Source organism: Azospirillum sp. UENF 111221, from assembly GCF_058780625.1.
Genome location: NZ_JBSNCH010000001.1, coordinates 943,936 through 963,978, shown reverse-complemented (window position 1 = coordinate 963,978; position 20,043 = coordinate 943,936). Strand labels below are relative to the sequence as shown.

Annotated in this window: 17 protein-coding genes and 1 pseudogene; 9 read left to right on the top strand and 9 right to left on the bottom strand. The window is 68.7% G+C overall.

All coding sequences use genetic code 11. The annotated features are described in order from the left end of the window. Window positions 1-278: 278 nt before the first annotated feature. The 8 genes and pseudogenes from ACWPN3_RS04290 to ACWPN3_RS04255 form a co-directional block, all read left to right on the top strand. Window positions 279-809 (top strand): annotated as a pseudogene (locus ACWPN3_RS04290) (LysR family transcriptional regulator); the annotation flags it as partial. A 58-nt stretch (window positions 810-867) separates the two neighbouring features. Then, a complete protein-coding gene (locus ACWPN3_RS04285) occupies window positions 868-1,170 on the top strand; it encodes a LysR family substrate-binding domain-containing protein (RefSeq protein ID WP_492261117.1) in 303 nt (100 codons plus the stop codon). 149 nt (window positions 1,171-1,319) lie between these two features. Next, window positions 1,320-2,321, top strand: a complete 1,002-nt coding sequence (locus ACWPN3_RS04280; RefSeq protein ID WP_492242441.1) for a 2-hydroxyacid dehydrogenase — start codon at window positions 1,320-1,322, stop codon at window positions 2,319-2,321. Next, the gene (locus ACWPN3_RS04275) at window positions 2,318-3,538 is read left to right on the top strand and encodes an enolase C-terminal domain-like protein (RefSeq protein WP_199237607.1); all 1,221 of its coding nucleotides are present in this window, start codon (window positions 2,318-2,320) and stop codon (window positions 3,536-3,538) included. The genes ACWPN3_RS04280 and ACWPN3_RS04275 overlap by 4 nt, the downstream gene beginning before the upstream one ends. Window positions 3,539-3,589: 51 nt before the next feature. Next, the gene (locus ACWPN3_RS04270) at window positions 3,590-4,678 is read left to right on the top strand and encodes a maleylacetate reductase (RefSeq protein ID WP_492242442.1); all 1,089 of its coding nucleotides are present in this window, start codon (window positions 3,590-3,592) and stop codon (window positions 4,676-4,678) included. A gap of 56 nt (window positions 4,679-4,734) precedes the next feature. Further along, a complete protein-coding gene (locus tag ACWPN3_RS04265; protein WP_376960419.1) occupies window positions 4,735-5,772 on the top strand; it encodes a TRAP transporter substrate-binding protein in 1,038 nt (345 codons plus the stop codon). Next, window positions 5,769-7,658, top strand: coding sequence for a TRAP transporter large permease (locus tag ACWPN3_RS04260; RefSeq protein ID WP_492242443.1), 1,890 nt, complete (start codon window positions 5,769-5,771; stop codon window positions 7,656-7,658). The genes ACWPN3_RS04265 and ACWPN3_RS04260 overlap by 4 nt, the downstream gene beginning before the upstream one ends. A gap of 113 nt (window positions 7,659-7,771) precedes the next feature. Further along, window positions 7,772-8,005, top strand: a complete 234-nt coding sequence (locus ACWPN3_RS04255) for a hypothetical protein (protein ID WP_199237608.1) — start codon at window positions 7,772-7,774, stop codon at window positions 8,003-8,005. A gap of 101 nt (window positions 8,006-8,106) precedes the next feature. On the opposite strand, the gene ACWPN3_RS04250 is transcribed toward ACWPN3_RS04255, so the two are convergent. The 7 genes from ACWPN3_RS04250 to ACWPN3_RS04220 all read right to left on the bottom strand — a co-directional run bounded on the left by ACWPN3_RS04250 (window position 8,107) and on the right by ACWPN3_RS04220 (window position 14,631). Continuing rightward, window positions 8,107-9,021, bottom strand: coding sequence for an SMP-30/gluconolactonase/LRE family protein (locus ACWPN3_RS04250; protein ID WP_492242444.1), 915 nt, complete (start codon window positions 9,019-9,021; stop codon window positions 8,107-8,109). After that, the gene (locus ACWPN3_RS04245) at window positions 9,018-10,535 is read right to left on the bottom strand and encodes a tripartite tricarboxylate transporter permease (RefSeq protein WP_492242445.1); all 1,518 of its coding nucleotides are present in this window, start codon (window positions 10,533-10,535) and stop codon (window positions 9,018-9,020) included. The genes ACWPN3_RS04250 and ACWPN3_RS04245 overlap by 4 nt, the downstream gene beginning before the upstream one ends. 39 nt (window positions 10,536-10,574) lie before the next feature. After that, a complete protein-coding gene (locus ACWPN3_RS04240; protein ID WP_109447488.1) occupies window positions 10,575-11,081 on the bottom strand; it encodes a tripartite tricarboxylate transporter TctB family protein in 507 nt (168 codons plus the stop codon). Window positions 11,082-11,143: 62 nt separating this feature from the next. Next, window positions 11,144-12,109, bottom strand: a complete 966-nt coding sequence (locus tag ACWPN3_RS04235; protein WP_109447490.1) for a Bug family tripartite tricarboxylate transporter substrate binding protein — start codon at window positions 12,107-12,109, stop codon at window positions 11,144-11,146. Between the two features lie 74 nt (window positions 12,110-12,183). Next, window positions 12,184-12,834 (bottom strand): 2-dehydro-3-deoxy-6-phosphogalactonate aldolase, encoded by a 651-nt coding sequence (locus tag ACWPN3_RS04230; RefSeq protein ID WP_109447492.1) that lies wholly within the window; start codon window positions 12,832-12,834, stop codon window positions 12,184-12,186. Continuing rightward, the gene (locus tag ACWPN3_RS04225) at window positions 12,827-13,834 is read right to left on the bottom strand and encodes a 2-dehydro-3-deoxygalactonokinase (protein WP_109447494.1); all 1,008 of its coding nucleotides are present in this window, start codon (window positions 13,832-13,834) and stop codon (window positions 12,827-12,829) included. Before ACWPN3_RS04225 ends, ACWPN3_RS04230 begins: the two co-directional genes overlap by 8 nt. Further along, the gene (locus tag ACWPN3_RS04220) at window positions 13,798-14,631 is read right to left on the bottom strand and encodes an IclR family transcriptional regulator (protein ID WP_109447497.1); all 834 of its coding nucleotides are present in this window, start codon (window positions 14,629-14,631) and stop codon (window positions 13,798-13,800) included. The genes ACWPN3_RS04225 and ACWPN3_RS04220 overlap by 37 nt, the downstream gene beginning before the upstream one ends. 280 nt (window positions 14,632-14,911) lie before the next feature. Between ACWPN3_RS04220 and ACWPN3_RS04215 the strand changes: the two genes are divergently transcribed. Further along, window positions 14,912-15,688: an SDR family NAD(P)-dependent oxidoreductase gene (locus ACWPN3_RS04215; protein WP_492242446.1), complete on the top strand. Its 777-nt coding sequence runs from the start codon at window positions 14,912-14,914 to the stop codon at window positions 15,686-15,688. Window positions 15,689-15,697: 9 nt separating this feature from the next. On the opposite strand, the gene ACWPN3_RS04210 is transcribed toward ACWPN3_RS04215, so the two are convergent. Both ACWPN3_RS04210 and ACWPN3_RS04205 read right to left on the bottom strand, forming a co-directional pair. Beyond that, the gene (locus ACWPN3_RS04210) at window positions 15,698-18,964 is read right to left on the bottom strand and encodes an efflux RND transporter permease subunit (protein WP_492261116.1); all 3,267 of its coding nucleotides are present in this window, start codon (window positions 18,962-18,964) and stop codon (window positions 15,698-15,700) included. Continuing rightward, complete coding sequence (locus tag ACWPN3_RS04205) at window positions 18,961-20,025, bottom strand: efflux RND transporter periplasmic adaptor subunit (RefSeq protein WP_109447503.1); 1,065 nt, start codon at window positions 20,023-20,025, stop codon at window positions 18,961-18,963. The genes ACWPN3_RS04210 and ACWPN3_RS04205 overlap by 4 nt, the downstream gene beginning before the upstream one ends. Between the last annotated feature and the right edge of the window lie 18 nt (window positions 20,026-20,043).

The window sequence follows — 20,043 nt, the reverse complement described above, 5'->3', positions numbered from 1 at the left end:
ACACCGCCGACCGGCACGGTTCCCCCCAGGCCAGTCGAACGTGTGACTTATATAAGAGAATGCATATCATTCGCATCGATAATGCGAATCGTTCGCACTATAGTCATCGACTCTTGGCCGGTGCAACAGATGTTTGGCTCGATTGGATTTTTCTGGGGAACCGGGAGCAGCCTATCGCAATGCGCGCACCGTCCTGCCGCCGCAGGTGGCGGGCGCAGGCGCGCCGGACCGCCCATCCCGCCTTTACAGCGCTGGCCCAATGATCTTATCTCCGCAGCATGGATCGTCGCAGGCTCCAGTTCTTTGTCGCGCTCTGCGAGGAGCTGCATTTCCACCGTGCCGCCGCGCGGTGCCACATCACGCAGCCTGCCCTCAGCCAGCAGTTGCGGCAGCTGGAGGACGAGCTTCAGGTCCAGCTGGTCCACCGCAACAAGCGGCGGGTTTCCCTGACGAGGGCCGGCGAGTCCTTCCTGGGCGAGGCCCGGAAGATCCTGAACCAGATGGATCGGGCCGCACAGCTCGCGCGCCAGACCGACCGCGGCGAGATCGGGCAATTGTCGGTCGGCATGACCGCACCGGCGCTCTACATCGTCTTCCCCGAGATCATGCACCGGTTCCGCACGGCCTTGCCCAATTTCGGCGTGAACGTGCATGTCATGACGACGTCCGAGCAGGAGGAGGCCCTGAGGGCGGGGGCCATCGATGTCGGCATCTTCCATCCGCCGCTCGACGACCAGTCGCTGTCGTCGCACCTCATCGCGCGCATCCGTTTCAATGTCGTGCTGTCGGACCGCAACCCATTGGCGGAGAGGCCCCGCCTGCGGCTGGAGGATATCGTCCAGGCAGCGCTTCATCATCTTCCCGCGCGTGATCGGTCCGCGCCTGTACGACGAGATCATCAGCCTGTGCCAGCAGGCGGGGTTCAGTCCGGAGCTGATCCTCGAAGCCTCGCCTGCCCAATCGATCATCGCGCTGGCCGCCGCCGACTTCGGCATCGGGCTCATCGCCTCCGATCTTCAGCAGTTCGCGCGGCCGGGTGTCGTCTACCGCCCGCTGGACGGGCCAGCTCCCTACCTGACGCTCGGGGTCGCCTACCAGAGCGACGACACATCCCCGGCGATCCAGACATTCCTCGATGTCGCCGCGACCGTCGGTGAACTGGTCTCCTGAGCGAACGTGCCTCCGGCACGATCTCCGCCGGTAGAAACAGGGCCGGTGAAAACTTCTCCTTATCAATCGATCATTTTTAAAAGTTGGACCTACTCAGTTCGTTGGCCCTATCGTTTGCATAACGGAGGATCAAGCCAATGAAAGTCTTCATGATTGGGGAAGCAGCCAATCACAAGGACAAGCTCGGCGCTTTCCTGACGACACCCTGCGAGATCATTTCCCTTCCCCGTGAGGCCGCCCACTCGCCAGACTTCGATTCGGCGATCACCGCGGACGACGTGGTCGTGTCTTTGCGTTTCTCCCGCAACGATGGGTCCGTTCCGGATTTTCGACTTCTGCATGTGCCGGGGGCCGGGCTGGACGGCATCGACATGGCCTCCCTGCCGTCCGGAGCCAGCCTGTGCAACGTCTTTGAACATGAGATTCCCATCGCCGAATTCGTCATGGCGGCGATGCTGAACTGGGAAATCCGTCCCGATGCCCTGCGCGGCTCCTTCGCCACCGACAGCTGGTCCGACGTCTACCGGGCGCGCGTGCCGCATGGCGAGATCCACGGCCTGACCCTGGGGCTGATCGGTTTCGGCCGCATCGGGCGGATGATTGCCCGGCGGGCGGCGGCCTTCGGCATGCGCATCCTCGCCGTGGATCAATTCGCGGCTGACCCCGACGGTCTGGCCGAGGCGATCCTGCCGCCGGACCGCCTGCCGGAGATGCTGGCGCAGTCGGATTTCGTGGTGATCGCCTGCCCGCTGACCGATGAAACACGCGGGCTGATCGGAGCGGCCGAACTCGCCGCCATGAAGCCGACCGGCGTGCTGATCAACGTATCGCGCGCGCCCATCGCCGACGAGGAGGCGCTGTACGGCGCCTTGCAGCGCCGGACCATCGGCGGTGCGGTGCTCGACGTCTGGTACGGCTATCCGGCCGGGGCGGACGACCGGGTGGCGCCCGCGCGCTTCCGCTTCGAGGATCTGCCGAACGCGGTCTGCACCCCGCATTCCTCGGCCTGGACCACCCGGCTGCCCGAACGCCGCTATGCCTTCATCGCCCGGAACATCGACCGGCTGATTGCCGGCGAACCGCTGCTGAACCTTGTGCGGGCGCCTGCTCCGGCAGCGCGGCCCGCCTTACAGAACACGAGCTTCCCATGATCCGAGACACCGAGGACCTCGCCCGCCGCAGCGCCGGCGTGCCGATCAAGATCACCGGCGTGAAGACCTTCGTCGTCAACGCCGAGATGCGCAACTGGATCTTCGTCAAGGTTTTGACCGACCAGCCCGGCCTGTATGGCTGGGGCGAGGCCAGCCTGAACTGGAAGACGCGGGCCGTCACCGGCGCCGTCGAGGATCTGGAGCCGACCGTGCTCGGCCGCGACCCGCGCGACATCGAGCAGTGTGTCCGCGCGATGAACAAGTTCAGCTATTACAAGCTGGGCATGGTCGGCGTTACGGCGATCAGCGGCATCGAGCATGCGCTGTGGGACATCTTCGGCAAGAGCGTCGGCCTGCCGGTGTGGCGCCTGCTGGGCGGCAAGGTCCGCGACCGCGTGCGGGTCTACACCCATCTCGGCCTCGGCGAGATGAAGTCGGTGTACGAGACCTTCGACATCGGCTCGCTGAAGGAGCGCGCCGCCGCGGTGACGGAGAAGGGCTACGACGCGCTGAAGGTGGTGTTCATCCCCTATGGTGCCCATAGCGCCCCGGTCCCGGCCCAGCGCCATGTCGGCAAGATGATGCAGGCGCTGCGCGACACGGTGGGTGACGGCGTCGACATCATGATCGACTTCCACGGCCGACCCGGCTCCATCGCCGCCGCCATGGGCTACATCCGCGAACTGGAGCCCTACCGGCCGATGTTCTGCGAGGAGCCCGTCCAGCCCGGCGACACCGAGGCGCTGCGCCGCATCGCCGAGCAGGCCGACTGCCCCATCGCGTCGGGCGAGCGGCTGGTGGGCTTGAGGGAATTCATGCCGGTCTTCGCCCAGAAGGCGGTGCACATCGCCCAGCCCGACCTGAACCACACCGGCGGCCTGCTGGAAGGGAAGAGGATCGCGGCACTGGCGGAGGCGGAGCTGATCGGCATCGCGCCCCACAATCCCAACGGCCCGCTGGCCGGCGTCGCTGCCCTGCATTTCGACATCTCCACCCCGAACTTCGTCATCCAGGAGGAGATGAGCGGTGCGGTGCCCTGGTACGACGATGTCGTGCAGACGCCGATCCGCCGCACCGGCAGCCACTGGGAGGTGCCGGACGTTCCCGGCTTCGGCATCGAGGTGAACGAGGATGAGGCGGCCAAGCACCCCTTCAAGCCGGAGGTGATGCACACGACCTCCGCCGTCCTGGACGACGGCACCATCGTCGATTGGTAAGCCGCAATCGGTAAGGCGCGGCCTTCCTGTTTCATCGGACGGATTTCGATCATGAGAGACTTCAACACCCCGGGCGACGTGTTCAACGCGCTGCCGTCGCGGGTCGTCTTCGGGGCGGGCGCGGTCGACCGCATCGACGGAGAGGTGGAGCGGCTGGGGGCCGAACGCGCGCTCGTCGTCTCCACGCCCGGCCGCAGCGCCATGGGCGGGCGTGTCGCCGACCGCCTCGGTAGCCGCTGCATCGGCATCCTGCCGGAAGCGATTTCCCAGGTGCCCATCGAACTGGCCATCCGGGGCCGGGCCAGGGCGCGCGAGATGGGCGCCGACTGTCTGGTCAGCGTCGGCGGCGGCGCCTCCATCGGTCTGGGCAAGGCCATCGCGCTGGAACTCGGGCTGCCGATCATCGCCGTGCCGACCACCTATTCCGGCTCCGAGATGACCGGCTTCTGCGGAATCACCATCGACGGCGTCAAGCGGATGCACCAGAGCCTGCGCATGCTGGCCGGCACCGTCGTCTACGATCCCTCGCTGACGCTCGGGCTGCCGGTGGATGTCAGCATGGCCAGCGCCATGAACGCGCTCGCCCATTGCGTCGACGCCATCTACACCCCCACCATCAGCCCGGTGATCGTGCCGGCGGCGATGGAGGGCGCGCGGGCGATCATGGACGCGCTGCCGCGGGTGGCCGCCCGTCCGGACGATCCGGAGGCGCGTGCCGACCTGCTTTACGGCGCCCATCTCGCCGGTGCGGCGCTGGCCGGCGGCTTCGCCCTCCAGCATGGCGTCGCCCATGTGCTGGGCGGCACCTACGGCGTGTCGCACGGATTGTCCCATGCGCTGGTGCTGCCCCATGTCGCGGCCTACAATGCGCCCTTCGCCCCCCAGGCGATGGAGCGGCTTGCCGCCGCCATGGGGGTGGCAGACGTCGGCGCCGCCATCTTCGACGTGATGGAAACGGTCGGCCTGCCGACGCGCCTGACCGAGGTCGGCTTCTCCGCCGACCGGATCGCGGAGGCCGCCCGCATCACCGTCGAGACCGACAACCGCTACAACCCCGGACCGGTGACCGAGGAGGCCGTGCGCGGCATCCTCGCCGCGGCGGTGGAGGGGCGCCGCCCAGGGTCGCATCCGGGCCGATAGGGGCCGGCGCTGGGAGCCGAACCGGAGCAGAGAACGCAAAAAAGGGAGGAACCACCATGACGATCAAGCCCACCATGACGATCAAGCGCAGACAGTTTCTGGCAGCCACCGCGGCGGGCGCCCTGGCCGTCCCCTTGGCCGCCCCCTTCATCTCGAAGGCGCACGCCGCGGAATTCGCCTGGAAGTTCGGCCACGGCTTCCCTGCCAGCCACCCGCTGCACGTCCGCGCCGTCGAGGCCGCCGAGCGCATCCGCAAGGAGACCAACGGCAAGGTCGACATCGCCGTCTTCCCCAACAGCCAGCTCGGCGGCGACAGCGACCTGCTGGCGCAGGTCCGCTCCGGCGGCATCGAGTTCTTCAGCACCGGCGGCCTGATCCTGTCCACACTGGTCCCGGTGGCCTCGATCAACGGCATGGGCTTCGCGTTCAAGGATTACGACGCGGTCTGGAAGGCGATGGACGGCCAGCTCGGCGGCGTGATCCGCAAGGGCTTCGACAAGGCCGGCCTCCACGCCTTCGAGCGCATCTGGGACAACGGCTTCCGCCAGATCACCACCGCCACCAAGCCGATCACCGGGCCGGCCGATCTGGCGGCGTTCAAGATCCGCGTCCCGGTCAGCCCGGTCTATGTGTCGCTGTTCAAGGGGCTGGGCGCATCGCCGACCAGCATCAACCTGGGCGAGGTCTATGCGGCCCTCCAGACCGGCGTGGTCGATGGGCAGGAGAATCCGCTGGTGGTCGCCGACACCGCCAAATTCTACGAGGTGCAGAAATTCTGCTCGATCACCAACCATGTCTGGGACGGCTCCTGGATCGTCACCAACGGCCGGTCCTGGCGCGGGCTGCCCGAGGATCTGCGCCAGATCGTCAGCCGCAACCTGAATGACGGCGCGCAGCAGCAGCGCCAGGACATCGCCGGCCTCAACGAAGCGCTGCAGAACTCGCTCTCGCAGAAGGGTCTGACCTTCAACAAGGTCGATCCGGCGCCGTTCCGGGAGGTTCTGCGCAAGTCCGGCTTCTACGGCGAATGGAAGGCCAAATACGGCGAGGAGGCCTGGAGCGCCCTGGAAAGCTCGGTGGGGGCCCTGACATGACGGCGGTGGTGGATCACAAGTCCACCGCCGGCCCGTCCGCTGCCGGTCCTTCCGACGGCGCCAGCCCGTGGCTGGCGCAGGTCGACCGGCTTCTGGGCTGGCTGTCCGAATTGCCGGTGGCGCTTCTGGTGGCGGCGGAGGTGGTGATACTCTTCACCGGCATCGTCGCCCGCTACGTACTCCACGCTCCGATCACCTGGTCGGACGAGCTGGCGTCGATCCTGTTCCTGTGGCTGGCGATGCTGGGGGCCGTCGTCGCCTTCCGCCGCGGCGAGCATATGCGGATGACCGCCTTCGTCAGCTGGGCGTCGCCCCGCGCGCGGGCCTTCCTCGACGTCTTCGCAGTGGCGGCGGCGCTCTGCTTCCTGCTGCTGGTCATCCTGCCGGCTGGCGAATTCGCCTGGGAGGAGCTGGAGATCACCACGCCCGCGCTGCAGATCTCGAACATGTGGCGCGCGGCGGCCCTGCCGACCGGCCTCGGGCTGATGATCGCGACGGCCCTGGTCCGGCTGGCACGGGTGGGCGACGTCCGGCTGGTGGCGGGCGCCCTGGCGGCGGTGGCGGCCATCGCCGCACTGTTCACGGTCCTCCAGCCGGTGCTGGCCGATCTCGGCAAGATCAACCTGCTGGTCTTCTTCGTGGTCGTGGTGGCCGGGTCGGTGTTCGCCGGCGTGCCCATCGCCTTCGCCTTCGGGCTGTCGAGCTTCGGCTATCTCGCTTTGACCACGAAGGTGCCGCTGCTCGTCGTCATCGGCCGGATGGACGAGGGCATGTCGCACCTGATCCTGCTGTCGGTGCCGTTGTTCGTCTTCCTCGGATTGCTGATCGAGATGACCGGCATGGCCCGCGCCATGGTGGCGGTGCTGGCCAACCTGCTCGGCCATGTGCGCGGCGGCCTGTCCTATGTGCTGATCGGTGCGATGTATCTTGTCTCCGGCATTTCCGGATCGAAGGCCGCCGATATGGCGGCGGTCGCCCCGGTGCTGTTCCCGGAGATGAAGAACCGCGGCGCCAAGCCGGGCGATCTGGTGGCGCTGCTGGCCGCGACCGGCGCGCAGACCGAGACCATTCCGCCCAGCATCGTGCTGATCACCATCGGCTCGGTCACTGGGGTTTCCATCGCCGCCCTCTTCACCGGCGGACTGCTGCCCGGCCTGCTGCTGGCGGTGATGCTGTGCCTGGTCGTGCGGCACCGCTACCGCAACGAAGACCTGTCGGGGGTGCGCCGGCCGACCGGCAGCGAGCTGGGCAAAAGCCTGGTGGTGGCGCTGCCGGCGCTCGCCCTGCCTTTCGTGATCCGCACCGCGGTGATCGAGGGCGTCGCCACCGCGACCGAGGTGTCGACCATCGGCATCGTCTATGCCGTTGCCGTCGGGCTGCTGGTCTATCGCCGCTTCGACTGGCGGCGGGTGGTCCCCATGCTGGTCGAGACCGCGGCCTTGTCGGGGGCGATCCTGTTCATCATCGGCACCGCGACGGGGATGGCCTGGTGCCTGACGCGCTCCGGCTTCTCGACCGATCTGGCCCACTTCATGGCCAGCCTGCCGGGAGGCTCCTTCACCTTCCTGGCGGTGTCCATCGTCGCCTTCATCATCCTGGGCAGCGTTCTGGAAGGCATCCCGGCCATCGTGCTGTTCGGCCCGCTGCTGTTCCCCATCGCCCGCGAGATGGGCGTGCATGAGGTGCAGTATGCGATGGTGGTGATCCTCGCCATGGGTTTGGGCCTGTTCGCCCCGCCCTTCGGCGTCGGCTTCTACGTCGCCTCGGCCATCGGGCGGGTCAACCCGGACGAGGGCATGCGCCCGATCATGGGCTATCTGGCGGCGCTGCTGGCCGGACTGGCGCTGGTCGCGGCCATTCCCTGGATCTCGACCGGCTTCCTGTAACCCGTATCGTCGGTCTTTTGGCAGGTTGCTCAAGCCGGCTCCGGTTCACTCCGGGGCCGGCTTTGTTTTTGGGAGGCCGGTCAGCGCTGCGAGACCGATCCGGCCGCCGCAGCGTGCAGGCGGACGTCGGCGAGCAGGACATCAAGCTGTTCGTGAAGCCCAGGCTGGGCGCCACCGTGGACATCCCGGCGCTGTCCGACTGGCTCGGCCGTCAGCTGGCGCCCTACCAGAACCCGCGCTACATCGCCCTGGTGGAGGGGTTCGAGCGCACGCCCAGCCAGCGCATCATGAAGCACCGCCTGTCGCCCGCAGTGAATGACAGCTGGGACCGTCAGGCGGCGCGCTGAGGCCGCCCGGCATCGTCTTCGCCTCCGTCGTCGAAAACGGACAAAGCCGGCTGTGAGACCAGCCGGCTTTGTCGTGTAGCAGGGAGGCAGAAGCCCCGCCCTCAGCGGGTCAGGCGCGGCTCCGGCAGGCCCTGGACGCCGGCGTCGAACATCAGGACCCGGCCGCCATGGGGGTCCTCGGCCAGATCGGCCGGGCCGCGGCTGAGCGAGGTGACCAGCATCGTGCGCAAGCCCTCCCCGCCGAAGGCGCACATGGTCGGCTTGCGCATCGGCACCTCGATGCGGCGGTCGAGATCGCCGCGCGGGGTGAAGCGCTTGATGCAGCCCTCGTCCAGGCAGCAGATCCAATAGCAGCCGTCGGCGTCGACCGCCGCACCGTCCGGCCGCCCGACCATCGCCCGCATGTCGATGAAGGGACGCCGGTTGCCGGCGGTGCCGGTCTCCGGATCGTAGTCCCAGGCCCACACCATCCGCACGTCGCGGTGGCTGTCCGACGCGTAGAGCGTCCGGCCGTCCGGGCTGAAGGCGGAGCCGTTGGGGATGACGAAGCCGGTCAGCCCGGTCTCCACCAGCCCCTCGGCGCGGGTGAAGCGGTACCACGCGCCGGACGGGTCGCCCTTGGCGATGTCCATCACCATGGCGGACACCCACAGCCGCCCCTGCCGGTCGCAGCGCCCATCGTTGAAGCGCATGCCCTCCGTCGGGAAGGGGCTATCGGCGAGGCGGCTGAGCACTGCTTCACTCCCCGCCTCGGGCAGGTCGGCATCGAAGAGACCGGTCTGGCAGGCGACGACCGCACCGCCGTCCGGCCGCAGCGCGAGGCTGCCGACCGGCTCCGGCAGCGTCCAGTCCTGCCGCACGCCGCTGGACTGGTCCAGCCGGTGGATGCGGCGGCCCGGGATGTCGATCCAGGTCCAGCTGCGGCGGTCGGCGTCCCAGACGGGATTCTCGCCGGTGCCGTTGCGCAGGTCCGGTTCGATGACGGCGTCGAGGCCGATGGTGGTGACGGCGGTCATTTGGTTGCTTCCACCGGTCCGCCCGATACGCCCGCCCGCTCGGCCCGCCAGCGCTTCACCAGCGGCAGCAGCATCGTCAGGATGGCGACGGTCAGCAGCACCGCGGTGATCGGCCGGCTGTAGAGGAAGTCGTAGCTGCCGCCCGAGAGCGACAGCGCGCGGCGGAAGTTGGCCTCGGCCATCGGTCCCATGATCAGCGCCAGCACCACCGGCGAGGCCGGGAAGTCCCACTTCTGCATGAAGTAGCCGGCGACGCCGGCGGCCAGCATGATGCCGATGTCGAACAGGCTGTTGTTGATGGCATAGGTGCCGACGACACAGAGCGCCAGGATGACCGGCGTCAGCACCGACTTCGGCATTTGCAGGATGCGGCCCATGAAGCGCAGCGAACCAAGCCCCAGCACCAGCATGCCGACATAGCAGAAGATCATGCCGGCGAAGAGGGTGAAGACCAGATCGCCGTGTTCCTTGAACAGCAGCGGACCCGGTTGCAGGCCCTGGAGCGTCAGGGCGCCCAGCATCACGGCGGTCACCGCGTCGCCGGGGATGCCCAGCGTCAGCATGGTCAGCAGCGCGCCGCCGGTGCAGCCGTTGGCGCCGGCCTCGCAGGCGGCCACGCCGCCCAGCTCGCCCTTGCCGTAATTCTCCGGCGTCTTGCTGAAGCGCCGCGCCTCGTTGTAGGCGACGTAGGCGGCGATGTCGGAGCCGGCGCCGGGAATGATGCCGATGACGATGCCGAGGATCGAGGAGCGCGACACGACGCCGAGCAGCGACTTGTAGGTCGCCCAGGGTGGGATGATGCGGCCAAGTGCTGCCGCCATGCCGAGGCGTACCTTCGGGTCCTCCATCGACTTGAAGGCTTCGGCGGCGGCGAACAGCCCGATCATCACCGGGATGAAGGGGACGTTGAACAGCTCGGTGTAGCCGCCGGTGAAGCGCGGGAAGCCGCCCATCGGGTCCATCCCGACGGTGGCGATCAGCAGGCCGAGGAAGCCGGCGATCAGCCCCTTCACCACCGACTTGCCGGAGATGCTGGCGATGATGCTCAGCCCGAAGACGGCGAGCGCGAAGCTTTCGGATGCGCTGAACTCCAGGGCGAAGCCGGCGAGCACCGGCGCCAGGAAGATCAGCACGAGGATGCTGGCCATGCCGCCGAGGAAGGACGACAGGGTGGCGGTGCCGAGCGCCACGCCGGCCATGCCCTTCTTGGTCAGCTCGAAGCCGTCCATCGCGGTTGCGGCGGCGGCAGGCGTGCCGGGGATCTTCAGCAGGATGGCGGTCACCGAGCCGCCATAGACGCCGCCGAAGAAGACGCCGGAGATCATCAGCAGGCCGGACACCGGGTCCATGCCGAAGGTGAAGGGCAGCAGGATGGCGACGCCCATCGTCGCGGTCAGGCCGGGAAGGGCGCCGATGACGATGCCGAGCGCCACGCCCACCAGGGACAGCAGCAGCGCCATCGGGTTGGCGGCCAGCGTCGCGACGCCGTTCATCAGCATGCCGAGTTCATGCATGGCGGCGCTCCTTGGCGGGAGTGAGGCGGGACGACGGGGTCATTCGAACAGGCTCCCGACCGGCAGCGGCACCTGGAGGGCGCTCTGGAAGGTGAAATAGATGACGGCGGTCACGACAACGGCGATCACCGGATTCCACAGCGGGCTGCGCTGCCCCATCAGCCACATCAGGGCTGCCATGTAGACCACCGTGGCGACGGCGTAGCCGACATACTCCATGGCGTAGAGGCAGGCGGCGGTGGCGAGGATGCCCAGCGCCACCCCGGCATAGCCGGCGACACCGACCGGCGGGGTATCGTCGGCGATGGTCGGCATGCGCAGCGTGTTGGCGATCAGGATCAGGCACAGCACGATCAGCACGGAGGCGTGGATGATCGGGAAGCGGGCCGGGCCGACGTCGGCGGCCAGCATGGTCTTGGGGAAATCGCCGGTCGATGCGATGGCGGCGGCGGCCACCGCGATCAGCACGACCGCGATGACGAGATTGGCGATCTTGGTGGAGAGGGGCGCGCCGGCCCCGCCGCCCTGGACAGGTGCGTTGCTCATCAGTCGGACTCCTCGGAAACGGAACGCCGGCCCGGCGGCTGCCGGACCGGCGCGTTTCCGTGTTACTTGGCCATGCCGAGCTTGGTCATCAGATCCTTGAAGAAGGCGTTGTCCTTCTGCATGGCGGCGCCGAACTCCGGACCGTCGGCATAGGCCCAGGTCAGGTTCATCTTGGCGAGCTGCTCACGGAAGGCCGGCTCCTCGGCCGCCGCCTTGCTGGCCTTGCGCAGGGTCTCGACGACCGGCGCCGGGGTCTTCTTCGGAACGACGATGCCGCGCCATGTGGCGACCGACAGGTCGATGCCCTTCTCCTTCAGCGTGGGCACGTCGGGGAACGCCTTGGAGCGCTCGTCGGCCATCACCGCCAGCATGCGGAGCTGGCCGCCGGCAACCTGGCTCGACACCTCGGCCGGGCTGACCGACACCGCCTCGATGTGGCCGCCCAGCAGGGAGGTCACGGCCGGGTTGGCGCCGTCGAACGGGATGTGGTTGAAGGTCAGGCCGGTCTTGTTCTGCAGCGCCTCGGCGGCGAGGTGCCAGATGGCGCCGGTGCCGGAGTTGCCGATGCGGACCTTGCCGGGGTTGGCCTTGGCGTCGGCCAGGAACTCCTCGATGGTCTTCCAGGGCGCATCGGCCTTGACGGTGATGGCGCTCGGCTCGGCGTTCAGGCGGGCGATCGGGGTGAAGTCGTCGACCGAGAAGCGGGCCACGCCCATGTGCGGCAGCAGGGTGATCTCCACCGTGCCCATGCCGACCTTGTAGCCGTCGGCGCGGGCGGCCATGATCTCGGTCAGGCCGACGGCGCCGCCGCCGCCGGTCTTGTTGACGACGCCCATCGCCTGCGGCAGGTGCTTCTTGGTGGCGTCGGCATAGGCGCGGGCGACCAGATCGGTGCCGCCGCCTGCGGCATAGGGAACGATCAGCTCGATCGGCTTGGTCGGGTAGTCGGCGGCCTGCGCGCCGGCAATCAGGCTGGCCGTGGCCAGGACGCCGACGACGGCGCCGGTCAGGAGGCGATAACCCTTCATAAACGTTCTCCCTCGAATTTTGCTTGATGGGGTGCGGATAAGGAAAAGCGGACGGCTTCGCCGCCCGCGTGAAGTCAGCGCGGGTTGAGCGCGGTCCAGGACGCGACGAAGGCGTCGGCCCGCTCGGCGATCTCAGCTGCGGTCATGCCCGGCTTGTAGAGCGCCGATCCCAGCCCGAAGCCGGCGACGCCGACCTCCAGGAAGGGGGCCATGGTGTCGGGGGCGATACCGCCCACCGGCAGCAGCCGGGTGCCGGCCGGCAGCACGGTGCGGATCGCCTTGACGATGGTCGGGTTGATCTGCTCGGCCGGAAACAGCTTCAGCGCGTCGGCGCCGGCCGCCAGAGCCGCGAAGGCCTCGGTCGCCGTGGCGACGCCGGGGACGCAGGCCAGTCCGGCCGCCTTGGCGGCGCGGATCACCGCGGTGTCGGCATGCGGCATCACCACCAGATCGGCGCCGATCTCCTTGAGGCGGGCGACCTGCGCCACCTCCAGCACGGTGCCGGCGCCGACCAGCGCGTCCTGCGGCAGGATGCGGCGGATGGCGGCGATGCTGTCGAACGGATCCGGCGAGTTGAGCGGCACCTCGATCAGGCGGAAGCCGCGCTCGTAGAGGGCGCGGGCGGCGTCCTCGCATTCGGCGGGCTTCAGGCCGCGCAGGATGGCGACCAGCGGCAGGGCGGCGAAGGCGGCGTCGAGCCTAGCCTTCAATGTGTCTTCAGACATGTGTGTCCTTTCCGGCCGGCGGCGCGATCAGGCCGGCGGCGATGGCGAACTGGAACAGCCCCTTGGGCGCGGTGTTTTCGAGCCGGGCGGTGGGCTCGATGCCCAGCAGGGCCAGCCCCTGGACGTAGCGGCGGCACAGCGAGCCGTCACCGATCAGCAGAAGCGGCCGGCCACTGCCCAGCGCCGCCCCCATCCGGGCGAGGCCGGAGACCATCTCGTGCCCGATCAGCAGGCCGGACAGGAAATCCTTCAGCAGTTCCGGCGCCATGCGGCGGGTGATGCCGAGCGTGCGGGCGGCGAAGATCTGGTGCGACAGGTCGCCTGGGCCGCTGGCCTGCGCCGCCCGCACGCCGTCGGCGAAGGCCGCGTCGCGGGCGTCAGCATCGGCCTCCACATCCGCCGGCATCAGGCGGCCGAGGATCGAGTGCTTGGTCAGCACGGCGAACAGCTCGCCGGTCATGTAGGTGGCGAAACGGGTCATCCGCCCGTCCTCGATCTGCACCCATTTGGAATGGGTGCCGGGCAGCACCATGCAGGCCTCGCGCGCCCAGTCCGGACGGTCGGCCAGCACGCCGGCGATCTGGATTTCCTCGCCGCGCAGGATGTCGGGCGGTGCGTCGGGCGGGGCGTAGGTGACGCCGGGGGCGATGAGGATGCGGACGCCGGCGGCACTGTCCACCGCGATGGCGTGGCCGGCCAGCGTGCCGGTGTCGGCCGGGCAGGCGACATAGGGCGCCTCGGCCCAGCCCTGGGCGCTGCCGACCATGCCGCCGGCCACCACCGGGACGCCCGGAGTGCCGGCCAGCCAGTCGCCGCACAGCTCGGCGAAGGCCTGCTCGAAGCCGGGCAGGCCGGGCTGCGGCAGATTCTGGATGCCGTGCGCGTTGGCGCGCTGCTCCAGCACCATGCCGGCGCCGTCCATGAGGAATCCGCGCAGACTGGAGGTGCCCCAGTCCAGCGCGATCAGGGCCGCCCCGTCGCGCTTCCGTCCTGTTTCCATCCCAATTCCTTCGATATCGCATCGGCGGCCGCGCGGACCACCGGTCCGAGTTCAGCCATCCGTTCGTCCGGCATGTAGGGCACCGCGCTCGCCACGCTGATGGCGGCGACCACCTGGTTGCTGATGTCGCGCACCGGCGCGCCGACGCAGCGGACGCCGATCTCGTTCTCTTCGAGGTCGAGCACCCAGTCCCGCCGCAGGAAGCCTGCCATCAGCTTTTCGTATTTCGGCCAGGGCAGCGGCCCGGGCCGTCCGCCCACCGTGTCCGGCGCCGTCGCCACCGCGTCGTGCAGCGCACGCCAGCGCGACGGCGGCATCCCCAGCATCAGCGCCTTGCCGATGCCGGTCGAGGCCAGCGGCATGCGCAGGCCGACGCGCGAGCGCATCTCCAGCCCGCGCGTGCTCGGAATCTTGTCGAGATAGAAGACCTCGTCGCCGTCGACCACGCCGAGATGGACGGTGTCGCCGGTGCGCTGGGCCAGCGCCTCGATGTGGGGCCGGGCGAGCGCCACCAAGGGCCGCTGCTCCAGCGCCCTCATGCCGAGTTCGATCAGCTTCGGTCCCAGCAGATAGCCCTTGTAGGGGACATGGTGCAGGTACCCCTCCGCCACCAGGCTGTTCAGCATGCGGTGAACGGTGCTGCGCGGCGTGTTCAGCCGGGCCGCGATGCCCTTCACCTCGGTCGTGCCGGTCGCCACGCACTCGATGGCCGCCAGCCCGCGGAGCAGGGTCTGCGTTCCGGCGGCCTGCCGCCTTTCGGGTGTGGCCGGGTCGATCGCGTCAACGGGCTGGGTCATGGGATCGATTCTGGTGGGCATTCGTGTCGCCTCGGTGACGGGACCTTAGTGGCCACGTTGTATGTTGTCAAATCTAACAGCAATGATGCCATATAGTGAGACATTTATAAAGAAGGCAATATGACGCGCTGATACGGCCAATCTTGACCCAGCCATGGTCAGCTCCTAACATCCTGATGATATTGAGAGTTATATCTCAATATTTGAGACATTGTTTGCGTCGAGCGCGGGCCGCACCGCGCTTCGCGGTTTTCAACACGAGTGAAGGAAGGGCTCACGCATGTTCGATGATCTGAAAGGCCGGCGCGTTCTGGTGACGGGGTCGTCCCAGGGAATCGGTCTGGCGGCGGTCGAGGCGTTCGCCCGCCACGGCGCGCTGGTCGGCATGAACGGCCGCAAGGCGCCGGCCGACCTCGACTCCACGCTGGCCCGGCTGAACGCGCTGGACGGCGAGGTCGCCTTCCTGCCCGGCGACGTGTCGTCCAGCGAGGGTGCAAAGCGTCTGGTCGAGGATTTCGTCGCCCGCTTCGGTGGCATCGACGTACTGATCAACAACGCGGGCGGTCTGGTCGCGCGCAAGCCGCTGGAGGAGATCGACGACGAATTCTTCGACGCGGTGACCGACCTGAACGCGCGCTCCGCCCTGATGGTCACCAAATACGCGCTGCCGCACCTGAAGGCGTCCGCCACGCAGAGCGGCACCACCGCGTCGGTGATCCTGGTCGGCTCGGTCGCCGGCTACACCGGCGGCGGCCCCGGCGCCGGGCTGTACGGTGCGGCGAAGGCGTGGCTGCACAACATCCAGAAGAACTGGGTGAATTTCCACACGAAGGACGGCATCCGCTTCAACACGGTGTCGCCCGGCACCTTCGACACCGCCTTCCACGCCGACAAGGACACGGACACCAAGGCCCGGATCGGCGCCGGCTTCCCGATGGGCCGCTTCGGCAAGCCGGAGGAATGCGCGCCGACCTTTCTGTTCTTCGCCTCGCATGCCTGCAGCGGCTACATCACCGGGCAGATCCTCGACGTCAACGGCGGCCAGTACATGCCCTGAGCCGGCTGGCTATTCCCTCCGGCCTGAAGTTTCGGCCAATCGGCCGCTCCGGGCCGGCAGGGCAGGGGCATCGTCGCGCAGCACGACGTAGATCGCCGGGATGACCAGCACGGTCAGCAGCGTCGAACTCAGCAGGCCGAACAGCAGCGAGATCGCCAGCCCCTGGAAGATGGGGTCGGTCAGGATGAAGGCGGCGCCGATCATCGCCGCCACGGCGGTCAGCAGGATCGGCTTGAAGCGGATCGCCCCGGCCTCGAGGACGGCCTCCCGCACCGGCAGCCCGCGGTCCCGAAGATGGCGGATGAAGTCCACCAGCAGGATGGAGTTGCGCACGATGATGCCCGCCAGGGCGATGAAGCCGATCATCGAGGTCGCGGTGAAGGCGGCCCCGAACAGCCAGTGTCCTGCCACGATGCCGATCAGGGTCAGCGGCACCGGCACCAAAATCACCAGCGGCAGCCTGAAGCTGCCGAACTGCGCGACCACCAGCAGGTAGATGCCGAGGATCGCCACCGCGAAGGCGGCACCCATGTCGCGGAAGGTGACGTAGGTGATCTCCCACTCGCCCTCCCACAGCAGCGCAGGCCGGCTCTGGTCGTCGGGTTGTCCATGCAGCAGGATGTCCGGCGCTGCTGTGAGCCCGGCAGCTTTCCAGTCGATCCGGTTCAGCCGCTCCTGCACCGCCAGCATGCCGTAGACCGGCGCCTCGTAGCGTCCGGCGAGATCTGCCATCACCATCTCGGCAAAGCGGCCGTTGCGGCGGAACAGCGGATATGACGCCGGTTCCCGCGCCATGGTGACGAGGTCGCCCAGCTCGACCGTGCCGCGGGCGCCGGGCACCGGCGTCGCCAGGATGCGCTCCGACAGGAACAGGCCCGACTTCGGCAGCCGCACCGATATCTCGATGGGGGTGCGTCCGGCCCCGCGATGCGAGTAGCCGACCGGCACGCCGCCGACCAGCGCCTGCAACGTGTCATAGACCGCCTGCTCCTCGACGCCGTGGAACTCCAGGCTCTCGCGGTCCAGCGCGAAGCGCAGCCGCTCGCCGGGCGCACGCACGGTGTCGTCCACATCGACGATGAAGTCCACGCTGCGGAAGGCGTCCCGGACGATGCCCGTCGTCTTGCGCCGCGTCTCCGCATCGGGACCGTAGACCTCGACCAGCAGGGTGGAGAGCACCGGCGGGCCGGGCGGCACCTCGACGGCCTTGAGCGAGGTGCCGTCGGGAACGGCCAGATTCCTCAGCCGCGCCCGGATGTCGAGCGCTATGTCGTGGCTGCTGCGGTGGCGCTCGCCCTTGGGGGCGAGGTTGACTTGCAGGTCGCCCTGCTCCGGCTGGTCGCGCAGATAGTAATGGCGCACCAGACCGTTGAAGTTGAAGGGCGAGGCGGTGCCGCCATAAGCCTGGACGCTCGCCAGTTCCGGCAGGTCGGCGATCTTCCGGGCGGCGGCCAGCAGCACGCGCCCGGTATCCTCCTGCGCCGCCCCGCGCGGCAAATCCACGACGACCTGGAGTTCGGACTTGTTGTCGAAGGGCAGCAGCTTGACTGCCACGTCCTTGGTGTAGAAAAGCGCCGTCGAGGCCAGCGTCGCCACGCCGACCACGAGCAGGAATGCCCAGGCCCGGCGCCTGCTGCGGATGACCGGGCGCGCGACTGTGAGGTATAAGCGGCCCAGCAGGCCGCCCTGCTTATCGCCATGCCCGCCGCCCTGTTCATCGCCGTGCCCAGCCGGGGCTTCGCCCGGCCGCAGCTTCACCATCAGCCAGGGCGTCAGCACCATGGCGACGAAGAAGCTGAAAACCATGGCGGCCGACGCATTCGCCGGGATCGGGCTCATGTAGGGGCCCATCAGGCCGGACACGAACATCATCGGCAGCAGTGCGGCGATCACCGTCAGGGTGGCGACGATGGTCGGGTTGCCGACCTCCGCAACCGCCTCGATGGCGGCCTGGACCTTGCTGCGGCCGTCGCGCATCGACCAGTGCCGGTCGATGTTCTCCACCACGACGATGGCGTCGTCCACCAGGATGCCGATGGAGAATATCAGCGCGAACAGGCTGACGCGGTTGATGGTGTAGCCCATCAGCCAGGACGCGAACATGGTCAGCAGGATGGTGGTCGGGATGACGATCAGCGTCACCATGCCCTCGCGCCAGCCGATCGCCAGCACGATCAGCCCGACGATGGTCACGGTGGCGAGCGCCAGGTGGAACAGCAGTTCGTTGACCTTCTCGTCCGCCGTCTCGCCGTAGTTGCGGGTGACGGTCAGCGTCAAGTCCCTGGGCAGCGGCCCGGCCTGGATGGCCTGCACGCGGTCGAGGACGCGCCCGGCGATGGTCACCGCATTGGCCCCGGCGCGCTTGGCGATGGCGATGGTGACCGCCGGCGTTTGGACGAGCCCGCCCTTGCCGTCGGGCAGCAGGTTCCAGGCCGTGCTTTCGTCCGGCCGCGAGCCCATAACGATGTCGGCCACATCCTTGACATAGACCGGGCGCCCGTCGCGGGCGGTCACCAGCAGCAGGCCGATGTCGGCGGTTCCCTGAAGCGTCTGTCCGGCCAGCGCCGGCAGGCTGCCGCCCTGGGCGCGCACCGAGCCGACCATGAAGGCGCGGTTGGCGCTCCTCACCTTGTCGACCAGCTGGTTGAGCGTGACGCCGAACAGAGCCAGCCGCTCCGGATCCGGTTCCACCCGGATCTGGTCGGGATGGCCGCCGGCGATGACGCTGCGGCCGACATCCTCCACCTGCACCAGCTGCGCCAGCAGCTCGTCCGCCACGCCATACAGCGCGGTGTCGGTCCAGCGCGACGCCGTGTCCGGCCGGGGGGCCAGCGTCAGGGTCAGGATCGCCACGTCGTCGATGCCGCGCCCGACGATCAGCGGCTCCGGAATGCCGAGCGGGATGCGGTTCAGGTTGGCCCGCACCTTCTCGTGCACGCGCAGGATCGCGTCGTCCGCCGAGGTGCCGACGAGAAACCGGGCGGTGACGACGACGCGGTCGTCCAGGGTCTGGCTGTAGGTGTGCTCGACCCCGTCGATGCCCTTGACGATCTCCTCCAGCGGCTTGGTCACCAGCTCGACCGCGTCGTCCGCCTTCAGCCCGTCGGCGCGAACCAGGATGTCCACCATCGGCACGCTGATCTGCGGCTCCTCCTCCCGCGGCAGCGAGAGCAGGGCGACCGTGCCGACCACCAGCGAGGCCAGCAGCAGAAGCGGGGTGAGGGGCGAGCGGATGAAGGTCCGCGTCAGCACCCCGGAAAGTCCGAGCGTCATCATGCACCGTCCGGGCGGACGATCACGTCGCCGGGCCTCAGGCCGGACAGCACCTCGATCCCGCCGAGCTGGTTGCCGACCCCGGGGATCGCACCGCCGACCTGCACCGGCACCTCCGTCCCGTCGGCCAGCCTTACGAAGTCAGTGCCGAAGCGGCGCAGGAGATAGCCGGGCGGAATGACGAATGCCTGCCGCGTGCCGGTGGCGACGTAGACGCGCACACGCTCGCCGACAAAGAAGTCGCCGAGCCCGCTCACCGTGGCGTCGGCCACCACCTGACCGCCGGACATCTCGGGATAGACCTGACGGACGGTGCCGCGCTTCAGGTCGAGCGGCTTCGCGTCCGGCGCGGCCTCGCCGCCGGGCGGCATCACCGGGGCGAGGCCGCGGTCGCCGACCAGCACCGGGTCGCCCTCGTGCATGAAGCGGGCATGGCGTTCGGGCAGGCGCAGGCGCAGCACGTAGGTTTCCGTCGCGATGCTGGCGACCGTCTCGCCGGGCATCACCACGGCGCCGTCGATTGCCTTGACCTGGAGGATGCGGCCGTTGGCGGGGGCGGACACCGCGCCCTCGCGCATCTGCTCCACCACCACCGCCCGCTCCGCCGTCATGGCGGCGATCTGGGCGCGGGCCACGTCCACGGCGGACTGCGCGTCGTCGAGCCGCTGCTGCGTCCCCGTTCCGCTCGCCCGCAGCTGCCGGGCGCGGTCCAGCTCCAGGCCGGCCTGATGCTGCTGCGCCTGGAGCGCCTGGATGCGCGCGTCCAGCGCCGCCAGTTGCAGCGGCAGCTTCGGGTCATGCACGGTGGCAACGACCTGACCCATGCTGACCTTGTCCCCTTCCTTCGCCGTCAGATCGGCGATGGTGCCGCCGATGCGGGTGCGCGCCAGCGTCTCGTGGACGCTTTCCACGGTGGCGAAGACGGCCTTCAGATCCTCCACCATAAGGGCGCGCACTGTGAGCCGGGCGGCACCGGCGTCGGCCTGGGCCAGCGCACCGGACAGCGGAACTGCGGCGAACAGGAGCGTCGCGGCCAGAAGGAGGCCGGCGGGTCGACGGGGCATGACGGCCACCTTGACTGG